At 41.1% G+C, this 19434-nt stretch carries 18 protein-coding genes and 1 riboswitch; of the genes, 3 read left to right on the forward strand and 15 right to left on the reverse strand.

Annotation, left to right across the window (positions count from 1 at the left end; translation table 11 throughout):
- Nucleotides 1-228 (reverse strand): type I phosphomannose isomerase catalytic subunit (locus WJP93_RS09695; protein WP_337548026.1); only part of this gene is annotated, 228 nt, incomplete at its 3' end.
- A 388-nt stretch (nt 229-616) separates the two neighbouring features.
- Between WJP93_RS09695 and WJP93_RS09700 the strand changes: the two genes are divergently transcribed.
- Together WJP93_RS09700 and WJP93_RS09705 are read left to right on the forward strand one after the other, a co-directional pair.
- Nucleotides 617-1207, forward strand: coding sequence for a thymidine kinase (locus WJP93_RS09700; protein ID WP_337547996.1), 591 nt, complete (start codon nt 617-619; stop codon nt 1205-1207).
- Nucleotides 1204-2217, forward strand: coding sequence for an AraC family transcriptional regulator (locus tag WJP93_RS09705; protein WP_337547997.1), 1014 nt, complete (start codon nt 1204-1206; stop codon nt 2215-2217). Before WJP93_RS09700 ends, WJP93_RS09705 begins: the two co-directional genes overlap by 4 nt.
- Here WJP93_RS09705 and WJP93_RS09710 read toward each other — a convergent pair.
- The 8 genes from WJP93_RS09710 to WJP93_RS09745 all read right to left on the reverse strand — a co-directional run bounded on the left by WJP93_RS09710 (nt 2203) and on the right by WJP93_RS09745 (nt 11911).
- Entirely contained in the window at nt 2203-3027 is an 825-nt protein-coding gene (locus WJP93_RS09710; RefSeq protein ID WP_337548000.1) for an ABC transporter ATP-binding protein, read from the reverse strand. The genes WJP93_RS09705 and WJP93_RS09710 overlap by 15 nt on opposite strands.
- 51 nt (nt 3028-3078) lie before the next feature.
- The gene (locus tag WJP93_RS09715; protein ID WP_337548002.1) at nt 3079-4122 is read right to left on the reverse strand and encodes an iron ABC transporter permease; all 1044 of its coding nucleotides are present in this window, start codon (nt 4120-4122) and stop codon (nt 3079-3081) included.
- On the reverse strand, nt 4119-5117 hold the full coding sequence (locus tag WJP93_RS09720) for an iron ABC transporter permease (protein WP_337548004.1): 999 nt from the start codon (nt 5115-5117) through the stop codon (nt 4119-4121). The genes WJP93_RS09715 and WJP93_RS09720 overlap by 4 nt, the downstream gene beginning before the upstream one ends.
- Nucleotides 5114-6190 carry an iron-siderophore ABC transporter substrate-binding protein gene (locus WJP93_RS09725; RefSeq protein WP_227100650.1) on the reverse strand — a complete coding sequence of 359 codons (1077 nt, stop codon included), beginning with the start codon at nt 6188-6190 and terminating at the stop codon, nt 5114-5116. The genes WJP93_RS09720 and WJP93_RS09725 overlap by 4 nt, the downstream gene beginning before the upstream one ends.
- A 124-nt stretch (nt 6191-6314) precedes the next feature.
- On the reverse strand, nt 6315-8156 hold the full coding sequence (locus tag WJP93_RS09730; protein ID WP_066558119.1) for an ABC transporter ATP-binding protein: 1842 nt from the start codon (nt 8154-8156) through the stop codon (nt 6315-6317).
- Entirely contained in the window at nt 8153-10051 is a 1899-nt protein-coding gene (locus tag WJP93_RS09735) for an ABC transporter ATP-binding protein (protein WP_337548006.1), read from the reverse strand. Before WJP93_RS09735 ends, WJP93_RS09730 begins: the two co-directional genes overlap by 4 nt.
- Nucleotides 10044-11039 carry a glycosyltransferase gene (locus WJP93_RS09740; protein WP_066558124.1) on the reverse strand — a complete coding sequence of 332 codons (996 nt, stop codon included), beginning with the start codon at nt 11037-11039 and terminating at the stop codon, nt 10044-10046. Before WJP93_RS09740 ends, WJP93_RS09735 begins: the two co-directional genes overlap by 8 nt.
- Nucleotides 11039-11911 (reverse strand): glycosyltransferase, encoded by an 873-nt coding sequence (locus WJP93_RS09745; protein WP_337548008.1) that lies wholly within the window; start codon nt 11909-11911, stop codon nt 11039-11041. Before WJP93_RS09745 ends, WJP93_RS09740 begins: the two co-directional genes overlap by 1 nt.
- Nucleotides 11912-12077: 166 nt before the next feature.
- Here WJP93_RS09745 and WJP93_RS09750 point away from each other — a divergent pair, with 166 nt between their 5' ends.
- Complete coding sequence (locus tag WJP93_RS09750) at nt 12078-12287, forward strand: hypothetical protein (protein ID WP_066558128.1); 210 nt, start codon at nt 12078-12080, stop codon at nt 12285-12287.
- On the opposite strand, the gene WJP93_RS09755 is transcribed toward WJP93_RS09750, so the two are convergent.
- The 6 genes from WJP93_RS09755 to WJP93_RS09780 all read right to left on the reverse strand — a co-directional run bounded on the left by WJP93_RS09755 (nt 12284) and on the right by WJP93_RS09780 (nt 19348).
- Complete coding sequence (locus WJP93_RS09755) at nt 12284-14173, reverse strand: helix-turn-helix transcriptional regulator (RefSeq protein ID WP_156500747.1); 1890 nt, start codon at nt 14171-14173, stop codon at nt 12284-12286. The two genes, WJP93_RS09750 and WJP93_RS09755, sit on opposite strands and share 4 nt — an antisense overlap.
- Before the next feature lie 2 nt (nt 14174-14175).
- Nucleotides 14176-15405: a hypothetical protein gene (locus WJP93_RS09760; protein WP_066558131.1), complete on the reverse strand. Its 1230-nt coding sequence runs from the start codon at nt 15403-15405 to the stop codon at nt 14176-14178.
- Nucleotides 15387-15632, reverse strand: coding sequence for a hypothetical protein (locus WJP93_RS09765; RefSeq protein WP_066558132.1), 246 nt, complete (start codon nt 15630-15632; stop codon nt 15387-15389). Before WJP93_RS09765 ends, WJP93_RS09760 begins: the two co-directional genes overlap by 19 nt.
- Nucleotides 15633-15815: 183 nt before the next feature.
- Nucleotides 15816-16985: a cation:proton antiporter gene (locus WJP93_RS09770; RefSeq protein ID WP_337548013.1), complete on the reverse strand. Its 1170-nt coding sequence runs from the start codon at nt 16983-16985 to the stop codon at nt 15816-15818.
- 142 nt (nt 16986-17127) lie between these two features.
- Nucleotides 17128-17211, reverse strand: a riboswitch (Fluoride riboswitch).
- A 56-nt stretch (nt 17212-17267) separates the two neighbouring features.
- Entirely contained in the window at nt 17268-17930 is a 663-nt protein-coding gene (locus WJP93_RS09775; protein WP_337548016.1) for a GntR family transcriptional regulator, read from the reverse strand.
- A 17-nt stretch (nt 17931-17947) separates the two neighbouring features.
- A complete protein-coding gene (locus tag WJP93_RS09780) occupies nt 17948-19348 on the reverse strand; it encodes a 2-isopropylmalate synthase (RefSeq protein ID WP_066558140.1) in 1401 nt (466 codons plus the stop codon).
- Nucleotides 19349-19434 lie beyond the last annotated feature (86 nt).

Genomic DNA, 19434 nt, shown 5'->3' on the forward strand with positions numbered 1-19434 from the left:
TCCCTGTACATTGCCAAATAATTCTCTGTGATTTTCCCACAGCCAGCTTAATGTCTTTCCCTTATACTCGGTATTCTTAATTGTACAGTCTCCGTGCGGATGAGCACTGATTGCCCAGCACTCTCCTGTATTATCTCCCGGAATGTCATAGCCAAAATCATCTTTTAAACGGCTTCCGCCCCAAATCATCTGCTTAAACACCGGCTCAAGTAATAAAAGTTCCATAATACTTCCTCCTTATGATGCGATACAAACAGCACTTGCAGATGCTGTTTCTTCTGTGTAAAGTATATCGAATTTGGGCAGAAGTTACAAGTGATATTTTCGGTAGGTTTGGGAAAAGCCAATACACACATTACAGTTCATGCGTCATGTTACGAATGCCCTTAGGTGCAATGGTTTCGTCGCCGGACCAAACTCCGCAGGTTCCTTTTATGTTCTTTCTTATCATACATTACTTTGAAAGACCTGCTCCAAGTGTCCGGCTCGTGAAATCCATTCACCTTCGGGCTTGGCCGCAATATTGGCTTATCCATGAACTGTAACATATTTACATCAAAGCCCTTCTCCCCTTGACCACACGTGCAAAACAGAGTATAGTTAGGAGCAGCATATTATGAAGGGAACTAAAGACATGGCTAAGCTTGTATTTAACTATGGAGCAATGGGCTCCTCTAAAACCGCTAATGCACTTATGGTTGCATATAATTACGAAGAACGAGGGCAGCACGCTCTGATTTTAAAACCGGCTACTGACACTAGAGATGGCATTCACACCGTTTCTTCAAGAATTGGTCTTTCAAACACATGCCGCCTGATTGACGAATTTCTGGATGAGTTTACGAAAAATCCAGACTGTGTATTAAATTACAATGCGATTATCGTTGATGAAGCACAGTTTGCTTCTCCAGAGCAAATTGATTTATTTTCTGATATCGTAGATACCTGGCAGATTCCTGTCTTATGCTACGGACTAAGAGCTGATTTTCAGAATAAATTTTTCCCCAGCAGCCGCCGCTTGATGGAAATTGCTGATGAAATCAAGGAAATCAAAACGATCTGCTGGTGCGGCAAAAAAGCAACCTGCAATGCCCGCTACGATGATCACGGTATTATAAAAGAAGGCGCCCAGGTGGTACTAGGCGCCAATGATAAGTATATTGCTCTGTGCAGAAAGCACTTTAAGGAAGGAAATTTAGGAAAATGATCTACCATCAGGCAAAGGATCCAGATTCGTATCAAACCATTTTTTACAAACAGATTGGTCTAAAGCGCCGGTCTGCTTCTTTGCCTGAAAATGATTGGGCAAACGATCAGATTGGCTCTATCTATACCTATGGTCGCATGGACTCCATTCAGTTTGGAATCGGTGATTACACCATCCCAGAGGATTTTCTTGTTGAATTTCAATATAATACTGAATATCTTCATGCTGGTATTATTTACGAGGGCATCACCTACTCTCTCGTTGAAAATCGTATGGAACAGTCTGCTATTCCATCGCCATTTCTTGCGATTGAGCAGGCAAGAGGTGGTATCAACTGTTGGAAAAAGGGACAGCATTTTAAAGGAGTGGAAATTTCAATTGAGACCAACTATTTGAAACATAAAATTTTGCCATATTTAGGTGCTTCTGAGGATTCTCTTGACTTTTTGATCAAAAATGTCCGCCACATTCATCTCCCAAAGGAACTGACTGACCTGATTTTACAGGTGCAAAGCTTGCTCGAATCACGTTCCATGACACCAGCGCTTTTGCTTGCTCTTAGCACTTCCTTTACTGCCCTTTTAATACGCCCAGACTTCAAACAATTTTTCTTCACTGGCACTGATGTAATGTCGGAACGCATCTTCGTTGGAAAACGTCAAATTCTCATTCGGCCTGATGATTATAAAAAAATAGTTGCAGCGCATGATCTTATGCGCGAAAAGGCCGATTCTTTTGTTACGATCTATGCGCTAAGCCAGACACTTGGTATTGGAGAACAAAAATTAAAGGCTGGCTTTCAGCAGCTTTACCAGCAGACGATCTGGGATTACGCCAATCAGATTCGCATGACAAAAGCAGCTTCTTTATTGAAAAACACCGACAAAACTGTTGATGAAATCGCAAAGCTGACAGGCTACCAGAGTCCTGCCGCTTTTAGAACAATGTTTAAAAAATGGAGCCAAACTACCCCAAGGAAGTTTCGCTCCTATTTCTCAGGCACAGAATGATTTTTCGTTTTGTGCCTCTTTATGATAGCGTCCCTCAGGCACAATCAATGGTGTACCTGATATAGGATCCTCTATAATCTGACAATCCAAACCATAAATTTCTTTCATCAGTTCTCTTGAAATAACCTTTGATGGTGCCCCCTGCGCGATAAGTTTTCCCTTGCTCATGGCAAAAATATGATCAGCATAGCGTGCAGACAAATTAATATCATGAAGAACCATCAAAATTGTCGTGCCTCGTTTCTTATTCAATTCCATCAAAAGATCTAATATTTCAACCTGATAAGCAATATCAAGATATGTGGTTGGTTCATCAAGCAGCAAAATATCAGTCTGCTGTGCAAGCGCAAGTGCAATCCACACACGCTGACGCTGTCCGCCGGAAAGTTCATCCACACAAGCGTCTGCAAGCTCGGTAATGCCCATCATCTCAAGTGCCTCTTCTACTGCTGCAAAATCTTCTTTTTGCAGACCACCCAAAAGCTTTCGATACGGAAAGCGTCCTCTTGCGACAAGATCCGTCACCTTAATGCCTTCTGGGACAACTGGTGACTGCGGAAGAAGTCCAAGCGTTTGTGCCATCTGCTTTGATGGAATGTAAAAAATGCTTTTTCCATCTAAGAGAATGCTTCCCTGCTCTGGCTTTAAAAGTTTCGCAAAAGTCTTTAATAAAGTAGATTTTCCACATCCGTTTGCTCCCAGAATGACACTGATCTTATTTTGCGGAATTGTTATGCTAACATCAGAAACTATTGTTTTTCCATCATAGCCTGCAAAGAGAGCATCTGCTGCAAGTTCTATATTTTTCATAATCCTTTACCTCTTTTTGTTTTCAAGCTGACTGCCTTACGAAGTGTCCCCTCACACAGTCTCACTCTTTTTGTTCATGCGAAGCAGCAAAAAAATCAGATATGGTGCGCCAAGAATACCTGTAACAACACCAACCGGATAGCGCGATGGCAGTGCAAACTGACCAATCAAATCCGATGCAAGCACGAGAACACTTCCAACAAGTGCAGATGCAAGCATATTAGTACGTCCGCCTCCGCAAAGACGTGCCGCAATCGGTCCTGCCAGAAATGCTACTGATGCAATAGGACCAGTAACAGATGTGGCAAATGCAACAAGAAGAAGAGAAAGCAAAATGAGTGCCAAACGAACCATCTTTGACTTAACGCCAAGTGTGACTGCATGGCTTTCGCCCATTTGAAGCATTGCTAACTGCTTATCTAACAAAAAGATCATACATGATGCAGCGATCACAACAACAGCAAGTAAAGATACATTTTCCAGCTTAACACCATTTAAGCTGCCAGACAGCCAGCGAAGCGCACTTGCCACATCATACTCAGATGCCTTAAGAAGCAGCCATGAAACAATTGCATTCAAAAATGCCTGCATACCAATTCCTGTCAAAATCAAACGTGCATTTGAAAAACCGCCGCCTTGTGCCAAAAGATAAATCAAACAGGAAACAAGAAGACCAGATGCTACTGCAAGCAGTGAAACAACACTGCCAGGAAGCTTTAAAACAAGAATGCCAAACACGGCTGCAACACTCGCACCAGATGTAACTCCTATGATATCCGGACTGGCAAGCGGATTGCCAAGCAGCTGCTGGAATGTATTTCCTGCCATACCAAACGCAAAGCCTGCCAAAATTGCTGTCAACATTCTCGGAAGACGAAGCGTCTTTACCGTAAAGACAGCACTGCCTTCTACTTCATTTAGCGCATCCCACACTTGTCTTGGAGTATATATGGTATTTCCGTAAAGCATCATAAATGCAGCAAGCATAAGCACGAGTACAGCAAGCACAAGTGTAATCACTGTGCTTTTTCTCTGACGTCTGCGATATCCTGCCTCCACAGCCGACATTGAAGAGAAATCAAAATTCTTTTTCACAGTGACTTTACCTTTGCCTTTCTTATAATAATGATAAATACAGGTGCTCCAATAAGTGCCGTGACTATTCCAGACTCAAGCTCGCCTGGTCTTCCTAAGATTCGTCCCATCGTGTCAGCAAACAAAAGAAGTATTGCACCGCCAATCGCTGACATTGGAAGAATCTTTTTCATGTCTGGTCCAAGCACCATGCGAAACAAATGCGGCACCATCAGACCGACAAAGCTGATTGGCCCAGCCAGTGCCGTTGTCGATGCACAAAGAAGCACGCCTGCAAGTGATGCAAGTGCCCTTGTAAGCGGCACATTAAGTCCAAGACCTGTCGCTGCTTCATCACCAAGCGCTAACGTATTTAAAGGTGCTGCCATGCAGATACTAACCACAAAGCCTACAATAAAATATGGGCAAAGAAGACGAATATCTGCCCAGTTTGCACCACCTACGCTTCCTGTCTGCCAAAAACGAAATTGATCCATTACCTGCGTACTAGGCAGCATAACAGTATTTACAAGCGACTGCAGCGCCGTTCCTGCTGCCGCTCCTGCAAGTGCCAGCTTAATCGGTGTAGCGCCATTTCCGCCGATGGACGCCAATCCATAAACTAAAACTGCCGTTAAAGCTGCGCCGGCAAAAGCCAGCCAAATATACTGACTGCCCTTACTAATATGAAAAAAAGCGATTCCGCATACAACAAAAAGGGAAGCCCCCGTATTGACTCCTAAAATACTTGGATCCGCAATCGGATTTCTTGTCACTGCCTGCATCAGTGCGCCTGATACGCTAAGCGATGCTCCTGCTAAAATGCCAAACACAGTTCTTGGGATTCTCGCCTGCACAACATTGTTTTCAAATGTCTCCTCGCCCAAATGAAAAAGACTTCGAATAACAGTGGGAAAGCCCACGGATTTTGATCCGCAGGCTATCGATGCCAGTACACAAAACAGCAAAAGCATGATAGAAGCAGCTGCTGTTAATAGGAACCGTCTGTCTCTCATTTGATATTCTCCGCTGCATCAGAAAGTAACTGAAGATACTCGTCAATCTCATACGGGATCGAAAGAATGGACGGAGTGGAAGCGCCTGCAAGTGCAGAGGTACTGTCAACCAATGCAACTGCACCGTTTTTGATTGCCGGAATCTGACTCATTAACTTATCCTCCTGTAAAGACTTCAACAGATCCTCATCTCCGTAAACAACCATAAGCTGAATATCATCAAGCTGATCCGCATTCTCACGACTCACTGTGATATTAAAATCATCCGTCTCGCCAGCAAGCTTCTGTACACTCTCTGGAAGTGTAAGACCAAGATCTAACAGATATGCTGCTCTCGGATCGGTCGGAAGATATACATAAAATGTGCTGAAATCATCTGCACTGATCCAACAAAATGCAGTTGGAATTCCTTCAAGCTGTGGATACTCTTCCAGCTTTTCTGCAATTAAATCCTCCACTTCCTTTACCTTCTTCTCGCCTTCCGGCTTCATGCCCATACCCTCGGCATTCTCGATAGTCTGCTCTCTCCAGCTTGTCTGCCAAGCCTTCTCCTTGTATGGAATAACAGGTGCGATCTGGCTTAAGGTATCATAGTCTTCCTGAGTCATACCAGAATATGCTGCCAAAATGACATCTGGATTGCAATCGCTGATCTGCTCGAAATCAAGTCCGTCTACATCATCAAAAACAACTGGCTTTTCTACGCCAAGATCTGCAAATGCTTCATCTGTCCATGGATGCAAATTGTTATCTGTTACCATTCCGTAGTTTGCTGCTGAAACACCAACTGGTGCAACGCCAAGTGCAAGTGGAGTATCCTGATTTTCCCAACCGATTGTTGCAATACGCTCTGGTTTGCTCTCAATTACAGTCTCACCAAATGCATGCTCAATGGTAATTGGGTAGGTGACCTCCTCACTAGTCTCCTCCTCGGATTCTGCCTCCTCGCTGCTTGCAGCCTCAGTCGTTTTCTCTGCGCTCTTTGCGTAAGAAACGCCTGCTTGCGCAAACAAACTCATACCGGAAACTGCTGTACAAAGTGTGCCAAGAAAAAGTGCTTTTTTGATTCTCATAATTTCCTCCATATGCCAAACTTTAATTAGTGTTTTCTAACTTTCGGTAGGAGTATATCACGAGATTAACATTACGTCAATTCAGGCACCGTAAATAAAAGTTTTTCACCTGATTCAGTCGTTTTTATTCGTAGTACTGTGCCTGCGCATTCCACATCTGGCGATACAGCCCTTCTTTACCGATCAGCATCTCGTGGTTTCCCTGCTGCACAATCCTGCCATCGCAAAATACAATTATATCCTTTGAGAATCGGCATGCAGACAAACGGTGCGATATAAACAGAGCTGTTTTATCCTGCACAATCCGATGAAAATCGCTGTAAATCTCGCTCTCGGCAATCGGGTCTAGTGCCGCTGTCGGCTCATCGAGAATAACAAATGGCGCATCCTTATAAATAGCGCGTGCCATCGCTGTTTTCTGTGCCTCGCCACCTGAGATTTCCATGCCAGTTTCAGAAAAATCTCTATTCAGCATAGTATTTAAACCGTCTGGCATCTTATTATATAGGCGCATCAGATCCACACGGCGAATGGCATCCATCGCACGCTCCTCATCTACCTTTTCTCCTGCCGCAATGTTCTCCCCAAATCTGAATGAAAAAATTTTAAAATCCTGAAAGACAACTGCAAACAGCTTGCGATACTGTGCCTCTTCGTACTCCCTGATATCCACTCCATTTAAGAGAATATGTCCTTTAGTTGGGTCATAAAGCCTGCATAAAAGCTTAATAAATGTAGTTTTTCCTGAGCCATTCAGCCCTACAAATGCCGTACTTTCTCTGGCACTTATCTTTACATTGACGTCGCGCAGCACATATTGTTCTGTCCCTGGATATCGAAAAGATACATCTACAAACTCAACTTCCGGATTTTCCATATCAGTCAAACTAACAGGGCGAGACGCCTTTTTCATCTTATTTTGCAGACCCATGTACTCAAGATACTCATCCATCTGCATTCTGTCATGATGCAGTCTGCTCCAGCCTGCAAACAAATCAGTCATTCCCTGAATGAACTGCTGCACAGCACCTGCATAACGCACGACATTTCCGATTGTAATCATCCCACCGTATGCACAGAACGCCACATACAGATAGATGATTCCGCCTACACACGAGGAAAGCATTCCCTGTAACCCAAAATGACACACATCATTCTTGGCATATTGAAGCGTCATGCGTCTCCAGTTTGCATTCATCTGATCACCGTAATGTTCCATCATCGGCTCCTGATGAAAAATTCGAATATCCTTTCCTGCCTTTTGGGACAATACAACTTCATTCATCATATAGCTGTTTAAACGATTCTCATCTTCATGCTCATTGTGGATTGCCAAACGGCGTTTGCCTTGCTCTAATACAGAACGACGATTCAGATACAACACAGCAAACAGTGCCGCTATTGCTATGATTCGAAACAGCGTTTCCTGTGTCCCAGCTGTCTTTGAAAACTGTTTTGCAAAAAATGGACCGATTGTAATAATTGCTGCCGCCATACGAACTGCCGATGTCAAAAGAATTTCAAGCTGTGTCAAAAAACGCTCAAACACATCCTTCTCACGCTTTCGGTACTCATCCTGGCGTGCCCGAAGAGTACGCACGCGCTCATCCCCGATCTGCTCATAATCCATCTGCATTGTTTTTGTCATGATGGGTTCTGTCATTCGATGCTGCATGCCCCACCACATAATATTTTTCTTTTTTGTGACAAGATGACGAAGAATTGCTGTGACAAAGCTCGCGCCTGTTCCTGCAAGAACAAGCAGTGCCATTTCCTGCATGGAACGTCCAGCATAGAGTGCATCTAGCAGCATTGATGAGAGAAAAATTGCAATAAATGGGAAAATGCCTTCCAGCAAGACACCAATCAGAATGATCTTCCATCCCGGATTGTATTCATTTAGAAGGTGGATCATTTGAATATACGTTACCGCATCCTCGCGAAACTGTGACTTTTTCATCTTCATGCACACGCCTCCTCTGCACCATCTTTGTTTACCCGATAATATTTTCCCTGTATCTCAAACAACTGCGCATAACGGCCATTTAAGCGAATCAGCTCATCATGTGTTCCCTGCTCAATGATCGTACCATCCTCTAACAGCAAAATACGGTCACAAAAACGCGTGCTTGCCAGTCGATGTGAAATAAATAATGATGTTCGTCCTTCCACCATCTCCATATATTTCTGATAAATCTGCTGCTCGGCTAATGGGTCGAGTGCTGCTGTCGGTTCATCTAAAAGAAGCATCGGTGCATTTTTATAGAGCGCACGTGCCATCCAAAGCTTCTGGTTTTCTCCTCCGGAAAGTGCGATTCCATCATCAAGAATACTAGCGCCAAGCGGTGTATCTTCTTTTTTAGGTAAGCTGCTAACTTTTTGCCATAGTCCGGAAAGCTTTAAACATTCGCGCACCCGCTCACGGTCAATGTTTGTTCCAACATCGGATGCCACATTCTGAGCAATAGTCATAGGCAGAAGCTTTACGTCCTGAAAGACAACGGCAAGCAATGAAAAATATTCCTCTTTACTATATTCTTCCTGTGGTCTTCCATTGATAAAAATCGTTCCCTGCGTTGGACGATACAGTCCACAAAGAAGCTTTACAAGCGTTGATTTACCAGCACCATTCAGACCGACAAGTGCGATTCGTTCACCTTGGCGCAGCGTGACATTGATATCCTTTATGGTAGGTTTTGTACTTCCCGGATAGGTGAAGCCTACGTGCTCCAGACGAATTTCAACTGCATCGCCTGCTAATTTATGCACTGCCTTGTCTTTTATTTCTGATTTTTCATTGATACTGTTGTCTTTTTTAGAAATAGTTCCACGAAAAGCTGATTTTTCCCATGAGTACAGAAACTGACGAAGACGCGAATAGTCAAAGCTTAGCCGTCCCAGTTTTTCTCTGCTGTCAAGAAGTGCGCTGCATGCCTCTTGACAGCTTGCTGCAATCGCTGTATACCAGACAAAATCTGAAACTGCCATATCGCCGTTTATAATTTTCCAAATAAAATAAAGATAAATTCCAAAATCACGTATAAAGCAAAAAACTGCATCGCAGATATTAACTGCAAAATAGCCGTTCTCCCAATGCTTCACGTAGCCGTCAGCTGTCTCCTGTTCTCTATGGAAAATGGCAGTCAGCCACCCAGCAAGATCATACATGCGAATGTCCTTGCCGCCAGCTAAATCACAGGCGCATTCCTCCACATATTTCATCTTTCGGCTTGCCTTATCTGCTTTGGGGCGAAGTTGTCTGTCATACGCTGCCGCACGCTCCTTTAAACCTAAAATCAATAGTGCAGGTACCCATACAAGAAGTACAGCCACAATGCTTTGTCTCATTAAAATCGCGCTGTATAAAACAAGTCCTGCTGCAGCAGTCAAAAAACGCTGCCAGATCATGGAGCCATCACGCAGGACGGAATTATTTCGATACAGCGAGTCAAATACTGCATGTGCATCGTCATTAAATTTTTTGCTTTCTAACACATCATAATCTACGTACAGTCTTTTCTTTAACATACGCAGATTAAAATCATCCTCAAATGGTCCCTGCATACGTTTTATGTAGGCATCGAGTGCACTTTTTATCATGTTTCCTGCTGCCAAAATAAGAATCAATATACCTACCTGCAGCACAAGCTGCTTTAATTCAATATGCTCCTCCAACCCACAAAGCACCTGCTTGGGAAGTCTCGCATTTAAAAGTGGAAGCACCACGGCAATTATAGAGAGGGCAATCACCGCTGTCGCCATGCGCGGCTCACGCCTAAACTGCTCCTTCCAGTGCCATAAAGCGTTAGAAGTGAATGTGTATGTGCCATTCGTTTTCATTTCAATTTTCTCTTTACTCATGTAACTCACCATCCATCCTTACGACTTCCTTTCCCTTTTCTAAGTCCCACAGCATTGCAAGTAAAATCATGCGCTTGAATGGTTTTAAATTCGTGAGGATATAGCAAAGATACTTCTGCGACTCTGACTGAAAAAGTTCATACTGCTCTTTTATAAATGTATCATTCGGATCATTTTCCTTCACTGTGTAACTATATACACGTATCATCCACATCACCAGTGCATACGCATTTTCCTGTTCTAGCTCTGGAAAATCGCGTTTCGCATCTTTATATCGCTTGATTACTGAATCCAGCTCATCTACTCTTTTTTGATGAGAATTTGTATTAACAATACTATCTTTACGAATATAATAATTATATTTACTTTCAGGCAAGTACACTAATTTTTCTATTTTTCTAATCAAATCATACATTACACTAATATCCTCGTATATTACTCCGATTGGAAAATATACACCCTGAAATAATTTTCTTTTATATAATTTATTCCACACATAGTTTTGAATTTTCCTATCAAACAGTAATTCTTTAACTGCTTGCTTCTGATTCATTACAATTAAGGATTTATCTTTTAGTTTGGCAATTTTTTCACCCATTTCTATTTCTCTATATGCTACCATGGATATATCAGCATCATATTGACATATCAAGTCATATAATAACTCAAAAAAATCCTTTTCTACTGTATCATCACTATCTACAAATCCAATATATTGTCCTGTCACCATATTTAAAGCAAAATTTCTTGCTGCAGCAGCTCCGCCATTTTCTTTATGTACCACCTTTACTCTATTGTCTTTTCGAGCGTAAAAATCACAAATATCGCCAGATTTATCAGTTGATCCATCATCCACAAGAATGATCTCCAAATTGGTATAGGTCTGACATAAAATACTTTCAATACACCTTGCAAGATACTTCTCAGTATTATATATCGGAACGATTACGCTAATTCGTTCACATATTACCTCATTTTTCCCTTCCATTAAATACCCCCTTTATAATATAACTTTACTAGTTCACCTACATACTTCTTAAAAACTTTAGTATCCACGACCTGTTCACAATATATCTGAGTATTTTGAATAATTGTATGAGCTAACCACATTTCAAATTCTCTTTTGCATTCACAATATCTTCCATCTTCAAGCAGAATTTTATATACATATATGAGTGCTATTGCTAATTCTTTTACTCTTTTTTGCTCATTAGATGTCATAATTGAATTGGGCCTTATTCTATATGAATATAAATCTTTATTTGCAAATATAACTTTTTCTGCCTTCAAAAATGTTTCAGCCGAATACCGTACCTCTTCAAAAATACAGTCTTCTACAAAAGAAACATCTTCCACTATATTTCTTTTATAAAGCTTCCCCCATGCTGGTCTTGTATTATACTTTCCAAGCATTTGAAATTTCAAGGCTTCCATTCCACTTACAGTTATAACCTGAGAAGGTGTTTTTGACTTATCGTAAACATTATCAATATATTTTTCTCTGCCCGCAACAGCAATATCTGCATCACCAATTATGCTCAATAAATGACTACAATAATCCTCCATAATCAAATCATCACTATCAACAAAACTAATATAATCCCCTTTAGCAACCTTGATACCTGCATTTCTTGCAGCTCCTACACCTTTGTTTTCTTGCTTTATGTAAGAAATATTTTTATATTTTTCTTTATACTTCTGGATAATTATTCCAGATTCATCAGTCGATCCATCGTTCACTAATATAACCTCAAAATTAGGATCGTCCTGTTTCATAATAGAATCCAAGCAACGTTCAATATATTTTTCAGTATTATATACAGGAACGATTATGCTTATTAATGTTTTCTTTGTTTCCATAGCTTTATCTCCTTTTTTCTGTTTTTATATCATACAAAAGTCCTTTTCGTAAACAGACAAATCACTTCCATTTTTTTTGGAAGTGATTTGTCTGTTTACTTTTTTTGTTTTATATTATAAAATCACTTTCATCACACAACAATTTAACTTCAGGAGGTACTTAACCATGAAAAAAAAATTATTTATCCCACTAATTTGTCTTACTGCCGCATCAATTACTACTTTATCTATTAGTTATGCGGACACAGCTTCTTCAAAGGAAAAAAACTACACCATCGAAGAAACAATCACTGAGTCCGAAACTGAGATTGAATCAGGTTCCGATGAAAATGTACCATTGAAGCCATTATCTGATATAGCTCCCAACAAACATTAATCGTCTTTCAGATATTTATTTTCTCGCATTTTCAGTAAATTTATTAGCTCTTCTTTTCTATTAAATTCTGCAAAACGCTGCGCAGCCCAAAACTTTCTCTGGATTTTTTGATTATTTTGTTCTCTGTCAATTTCATAATAAGCCCACGCTTGGTTATATAACAAATTTTCAATGTGAATTAAATTAAAATCATTTAATTCATATTTAAGATTCACGCTATCAATATAAAGTGCCTTTTCGTAATTCATTATATCTCCTAACAAGCGTGAATATTGTCCCAAAATAATAGCACTAGCAGAAGAATTTATCTTCAAAAATATTTGTTTTTTTTGATAAACCGAACTCAATTTTTCAAAAAGTTCTTCCGATTTTTTCAGATTTCCCATATCATGATAAATATCTGCTATATTACTAATAATAATCCCCTCTTCACTTCTAATAAATGGAAGCTCTTCGAGTGAAAGCCATGAAAGTTCAAAAGTATAGGATAATGCTTCGTAGTATTCTTTTTCAGCTTCACACGCAGTAATCCTGTTAGCTTCCAATTCATACATGGCCTCTATAAACTGAATCTCCTGCTGTATTTGCGGTTCTTTATAATCTTCTGCCCCTATTTTAGTTTTTAATTGTTCCAATATATTTTGAGCCTTTTTCCATTGACGCATACCAATAGCGTAAATAATGTCTTGTCTCATCGATAAAACTTCTATCGAATCTGTTTCAAGCATCGGCATAATCCAATCAAGTTCTCGTCCCATCTTACGGGTCAGAAATTGAAAATTCTCTGTAGATGGTCGATTTTCCCCTTTTTCTATACGAGATAGCTGACGTACATTTAAAAACGAAAAACCTTTTTCATCTATGCATACTTCTTCCTGTGTCTTTTCCTGTGCCATCCGCATTCTTTTTAATACCATTCCAACATCGTAGCTATTTTCTATACTTCCACACTGCCATACTCGCATATACGGAATTTTATTTTCTTCATACACTATCTCAAATGCTTTTTGAAATTTCTGAAACTGCAGAAGTTCCTCAGATTTCTCTTTTTCTAACATTATTCCAATACGCACTAACTCTGCCAGTAACGGATATGCGTACCGCTGACTGCTCTGCTGACGCAATAATTCCAAAGATTCCATTCCAATCTTATATCCAATATCAATTTTCTGCATTCTTTCATACAGTTTTATTCCAATTAAAGCAATCTGCGCACAGATCATTTCTCTCATGCGAGGTTCCCAATTGTGTATCTTAGGATATCTTTGTATTTGGTCAAATAATCTAAATGCATCCATCAGCTCATTTTTCTTTAAAAGGGACCAAACAACTAACAACATGGCTTCTAATTCCTCTGGACCCACATAAAGTACGGACAAATTTTCTTTCCAATCTTCTTGTACTGTGCAGCAAACAGCATCCTTACTTAACTTATAAAGTTCCTCGTCACTTTTTTCATTTCGTGAAAGTAGCCATTCAATCTTTAAGCAAAACTGTCTCTCTATGTTAGACATCTTTATATGCGAATTTCTATATTCCTCTAATAGCTTTTTTGCCTTCTTGCAATCTTCACACACAGACAGACAAATATCTTCTCTGCATCTCCAGTCTTTCAGCTCTTTCCTTGATACAACTGTTTCAAAATAATCTGTAACAATTCCTATACGATGCATCAAAAATTTCCAGTTTTCTCTTGAAAGCACACTTTTTCCTTTTTCAATATCCAAAAATGCCCGCCGACTTATCACTCCCGATACGATTTTTTCCGTGCGAATCTTTTTTTCTTTTCTATATGCTGTAAATATGCGAAAAAAACTAACACCAGACTGATGCAGAATTGCATTTTCGGATAACGGTACTTTTGTCGGATTCTCTTGTATATCCATACTCATTCAAAACCTTTCTCTTTTTGTTTCTGTATTTGAACCGTCCTGCAGTTTTTATAAAATCTCCTCGGATTTAAATCTTGACCTTGTTGCCATCTCTGAAATAGCTCTATTTTCTTTTCGTACCTATCACAGACCAGCTTTGCCCTTGCTTCGTCCATTCGGCTATCTTTTTGATAAAGCTGCCAAAGTAACTCCGCTGACGGAAGCTTTGCAGCGTCTACAATCGAACGATCCTTTACATATTTAAGCAGTCCCAATTCTGTTCCGGCAAAACTCGCTGTTTTAATTTTTCTCAGTTCCTCTTGTGCTGGAATTGGCTCTGAAACAAATAACGACTTTCCACTGTCAAAAATTGGTGCCATACGCAAAAACTGTAAGCTTTCCGCATCACGCAGCACACCAACATTATTGAAATGCCGATCTACATTGGAAAGAATAAAATCCGTCATTATTTGATATTCTAAGTCATGCCGAAGCTGAATCGTATCAATTCCATGTTTTCCGCAAACCTGAATGAAATGCTCATATGTTGAGCAATCATTTCGTTGCTTTTCGGATGTCACTACTGCATAAGCCGACACTAATTCCTTTTGCTCACTGGTAAAGGCTTTTACATAGCAACCATAATCGTACTTTGCCCCCTTGATCTTCATCAGTTCATAAGATGCATAGTTATCGTATTCCTGCATCCTGTGCAATTGTGAAGCAAATACTTCATTGATGCTTTCCGTTGAGTAGGCATCACGATTTCCTTTTAACAGATAGCGCTCATGATCAAGCAAGATCCAGCTTTTTTCCAATGCCCCCTGCAACGTACTATCTGGCGTATACATCAACGTGCTGCCGTTGGATACAGACGCCCTTTTGCCTGCAATTTCTAAATTTCCACGGAACTCATTCTGATATAGACTGACCATTTTCCATGTCAATCCAGATTCAAGTGGACGAATCCAATAAAAATCTGTTAAACTCAGACCCAGATTCTTTACCAAATATGCTTCTGGACAGGATACTCCATGCTGTTCCAGAATTTCTCTAATTTTTCCCTGATTAAGAGGAACTGCTCGTTTATTCCACCAACGTTCAATCCAATCACTACAAATTCGTTCCTGTAATGGTGCTATTTCCTGATTTATATTTTTATAGTCACATTTTTCAATTCCACCCGTTTTATTTACCGCTAAGACAGTAACACGTTGGTCTTTTCTCATCAATTCATAGACTGGCATATTTCTTCAAACCTCCGTTCTTCCAGATATTCCTCTACTGCCCATTGAATAATCGTCCGAATGAAACACTCTGGCAAAGCATCTTCTTTACATATTTTTAAAGATACTGGCTCTTTATGATACGAAAAAGCAACTGTCCACTGATGATCATTTAATTTTACCTGACAGGGTACTTCCTGCACCAGCATAATTTCCCCATCTAATGTCTGAACCTTTTTATTATCCAATACTTTTCACCTCATAAAATTCTTCATCAACAGTTTCTTCTATATAAATCACCTTCCTTTACCGCCATTATATCGGTATACCGTGATAAGGTCAAGTATGCTGTGTCTAGTTTTTAACGAGCGTATCAGAATCAGATGAGCCACCCGGGACAGATAATGAACCGCCGTTCCTGTCCCGGTGGTTTATAGCAGTTTTCTGTAAGTCGCATCAATTAGAAATGCCCCCAGCGGAGCTGTAATAAGAATCGACAGCACTGCTACTGTAAGAACGATATTTCCGCAGGAAAGTCCCATTGCAAGCGGCATGCCGCCTATAGCTGCCTGTACTGTTGCCTTTGGCATATAAGCGAACATACAGAAAATACGCTCTTTTTTATTAAGATTTGTTCCTAACATACAGCACCACACACCAGCCATTCGGAATATTAGAACACCTAAGATTAGAACAACAGCGGCAATACCTGCAGATGCAGCATAATGAAGATCAACAGTTGCTCCGACAAGAACAAACAGCATGATCTCTGCCATGACCCACAGCTTATTAAATTTCGATGACAGACGTACTGCTACAACAGCACGCTTTCTTTTTAATGCGATTCCCATACCCATGACAGCTAACAATCCAGAAAATGGAACAGTCTCGCCAAAGCGATCCTCTGCTGTTACAAGCAAGAATGAAATACTAAGCAAAATCATGACCTTTGCAGTATCGCGAATATGAATTCGCTCAAAATACAGCGAAAGTACGTAACCTACTGCAAATCCTGCCACTCCTCCAAACAGTACTGAAAATGGCACTTTTATAAAACTTGCCGCTGATACACCATCACCAAGCGCAATTCCTGTAAACGCTGAGAACAGCACAATGACAAAAACATCATCAACTGACGCGCCTGCAAGAATCAGCTGCGGAATAGACTTTTTCGTGCCCCAGCCTTCTTCTGTCAGCTTAATCATGCGCGGTACAATGACAGCTGGTGATACAGCGCCCACGACAGCACCCATGATTGCAGCGTCCAGACGTGATACACCAAGAAGAATCGGTGCCAGAATAATCATTCCTGTCACCTCAAAGCAAGCCGGAACAAAACACATCAGAATAGCTGGGCGCCCTGCTTTTTTCAAATCCTCCAGATTTAAAGATAATCCAGCTCTAAGCAAGATGATGATCAATGCAATCCGACGCAGCTGTGATGAAATATCAAGAATGGATGAATCCAGCCAGCCCAGTCCATATGGACCTAGAATCATACCTGTGGCAATCATACCTACCAGTCCTGGCAGCCTTACTTTTTTGCACAACCACCCGAGTGTCATTCCGAGCAGCAGCATTAATGCGATACTTTGTAACATCTTTTTTCTCCTTTTTCTTGCATAAGTTTTGACCGTTCAAGGGACGCACATCAATTCATCAAATCTTCATGCAAGCATGAGATTTATCTGAATTCAACGTAACGCTTGAACTGTTGAACAAAAAAGGCTGACAATCCCTGCGAAATTCGCAGAAGTCATCAGCCTTAACCAGCGGTTTGTGATACAAGGAATGTATCAATGGGAGAACTTCATTCCCAAAACATATTTATTATACTGTGTTGCCTTCGGTCTGTCAAAGGGATTTTTGTTTTGTTAAGCGAACTACGGTTCACAGGACGTGTGAACTGTTGTAGCAATGTTGTCTCTTGCATTCTTAATGTGCTCTGCCGTAAGCTTTTCTGCAAGCTCCCCATCATGCTTTGTGATCGCCTCTAATATCGCGCGATGCTCAGAAACAGATTCCTCGGCACGTCCCGTCACACAGACAGAGACGGCACGAGCGCGCCTGATATAGTTATGAAAGCTTGTCAGCACATTTTGGAGCGGACGGCTCTTTGATGCAGCGAAGATAATTCGATGAAACTCACCGTCTAACTCGCCCATTTCTTTTGCACTGTCTTGCTTTTTTAAATAATATTCCTGAAGTGCCATACACTGCTCAAGCTCTTCGAGTTCTTCATCTGTGATCTTTTCGGCGCAAAGACGTGCGGCCAATCCCTCAGTTCTAATACGAATCTCGTAAATGTCCTCTACATCCTGCTCTGAAACACCAACTACGACTGCCCCTTTATTGGGGATGTTTTTGACAAGTCCCTCAAGCTCGAGCTGCATCAGAGCTTCCCGCACAGGAGTACGGCTCACACCCAGACTCTTTGAAAGCCTCAGCTCATTTAAGCTATCTCCTTCCTTGTAGCTTCCGTTTAAAATCGCATCCTCCAGCGTATTAAATACTTGAATGCGAAGCGGATCTCCACTCTGCTGCATACCCTTTTGTCTCCTTCTTATTTATCTTCATAATCCACGTCTCTGTGGAATACATACTGTTCTGCATAACGAATCATCTCTGTCTCACTGATAACAGTAATACGTCCATTTGCATATTCCTGATCAATCAGCTCCTTGATCGTTACAACGCCTTCGTTCTTCTTATCAATTGCCTCTGCACCCTTTAAACCATAATACTGGTTGATCCATACGGCAATACCTGCCAGACCAGAAGTGTTGCTGATAGCAACCATCGGCGGACGATTCAAGATCAGCTCGGTATCAAAGATGTTATAAATTTCTGGATCCTTCATGATACCATCGGCATGAATACCTGCTCTTGTCAGGTTGAAGTTTCTTCCAACAAATGGTGTCATCGGCGGTGTTTCATAACCGGTCTCTTTCTCAAGATATTCCGCAATCTCTGTGATTACAGTCGGATTCATTCCATCAAAATCACCGCGTAATGACGCATATTCAAATACCATTGCTTCAAGCGGCACATTTCCGGTACGCTCACCAATTCCAAGCAGAGAACAGTTTACTGCGCCTGCACCATACAGCCATGCGGTAGATGCATTGACAACACCCTTGTAAAAATCATTATGTCCATGCCACTCCAACATATCACTTGGCACACCGGCATAATGCTTTAAGCCATAGATGATTCCCGGCACGCTTCGCGGAAGTGAAACACCTGGATAGGAAATTCCATAACCCATGGTATCGCAGGCACGAATCTTAATCGGAACACCACTGTCCTTTGACAATTTCATCAACTCAGTAGCAAACGGAACAACAAATCCATAATAGTCAGCTCTTGTGATATCTTCAAAGTGGCATCTTGGATGAAGACCAGCCTCAATCGCGTCTGAAATAACACCCAGATACTTTTCCATTGCCTGCTTTCTTGTCAAATTCATTTTCTTAAAGATATGATAATCAGAGCAGCTAACAAGGATACCTGTCTCACGAATACCAATATTTTTTACCAGTTCAAAATCACTCTTTGTTGCTCGAATCCACGTTGTGATCTCCGGGAACTCATATCCAAGCTCCATACAGCGCTCTAACGCATCACGGTCCTTCTTTGAGTAAACAAAAAACTCAGTCTGACGCACAATACCATTTGGACCACCGAGGCGATGAAGCATTTTATACAAATCTACCATCTGCTGTGTGGTATATGGCTCGCGTGACTGCTGACCGTCACGAAAAGAGGTGTCAGTGATGTAAATGTGTTCCGGCATATCCATCGGTACATGGCGATAGTTGTAGGATACCTTCGGAACCTCGTTATATGGGAAAATCTCCCTAAACAGCTCCGGCTGGCTGACATCCTGCAGCTTGTACTCATACAGATCCTGTTCTAGCAGGTTGGTTTTGGTGCTCAGATTAATTGTCTTATTTGCCTTCATAGTGTCGTCCTCCTCTGTTGCTCCTCATTTGCAGTGCATCTGTTACAGCACTTTTTCTGTATACCATTCTGCCACGTTACCGTGAT

It is taken from the genome of Anthropogastromicrobium sp., from assembly GCF_037349415.1.
GTDB lineage: Bacteria > Bacillota > Clostridia > Lachnospirales > Lachnospiraceae > Anthropogastromicrobium > Anthropogastromicrobium aceti.

Coding starts and splice junctions, on each gene's coding strand:
- WJP93_RS09700 (WP_337547996.1), top strand. CDS start 617: ATGAAGGGAACTAAAGACATGGCTAAGCTTGTATTTAACTATGGAGCA.
- WJP93_RS09705 (WP_337547997.1), top strand. CDS start 1,204: ATGATCTACCATCAGGCAAAGGATCCAGATTCGTATCAAACCATTTTT.
- WJP93_RS09710 (WP_337548000.1), bottom strand. CDS start 3,027: ATGAAAAATATAGAACTTGCAGCAGATGCTCTCTTTGCAGGCTATGAT.
- WJP93_RS09720 (WP_337548004.1), bottom strand. CDS start 5,117: ATGAGAGACAGACGGTTCCTATTAACAGCAGCTGCTTCTATCATGCTT.
- WJP93_RS09725 (WP_227100650.1), bottom strand. CDS start 6,190: ATGAGAATCAAAAAAGCACTTTTTCTTGGCACACTTTGTACAGCAGTT.
- WJP93_RS09730 (WP_066558119.1), bottom strand. CDS start 8,156: ATGAAGATGAAAAAGTCACAGTTTCGCGAGGATGCGGTAACGTATATT.
- WJP93_RS09735 (WP_337548006.1), bottom strand. CDS start 10,051: ATGAGTAAAGAGAAAATTGAAATGAAAACGAATGGCACATACACATTC.
- WJP93_RS09740 (WP_066558124.1), bottom strand. CDS start 11,039: ATGGAAGGGAAAAATGAGGTAATATGTGAACGAATTAGCGTAATCGTT.
- WJP93_RS09745 (WP_337548008.1), bottom strand. CDS start 11,911: ATGGAAACAAAGAAAACATTAATAAGCATAATCGTTCCTGTATATAAT.
- WJP93_RS09750 (WP_066558128.1), top strand. CDS start 12,078: ATGAAAAAAAAATTATTTATCCCACTAATTTGTCTTACTGCCGCATCA.
- WJP93_RS09755 (WP_156500747.1), bottom strand. CDS start 14,173: ATGGATATACAAGAGAATCCGACAAAAGTACCGTTATCCGAAAATGCA.
- WJP93_RS09760 (WP_066558131.1), bottom strand. CDS start 15,405: ATGCCAGTCTATGAATTGATGAGAAAAGACCAACGTGTTACTGTCTTA.
- WJP93_RS09770 (WP_337548013.1), bottom strand. CDS start 16,985: ATGTTACAAAGTATCGCATTAATGCTGCTGCTCGGAATGACACTCGGG.
- WJP93_RS09775 (WP_337548016.1), bottom strand. CDS start 17,930: ATGCAGCAGAGTGGAGATCCGCTTCGCATTCAAGTATTTAATACGCTG.
- WJP93_RS09780 (WP_066558140.1), bottom strand. CDS start 19,348: ATGAAGGCAAATAAGACAATTAATCTGAGCACCAAAACCAACCTGCTA.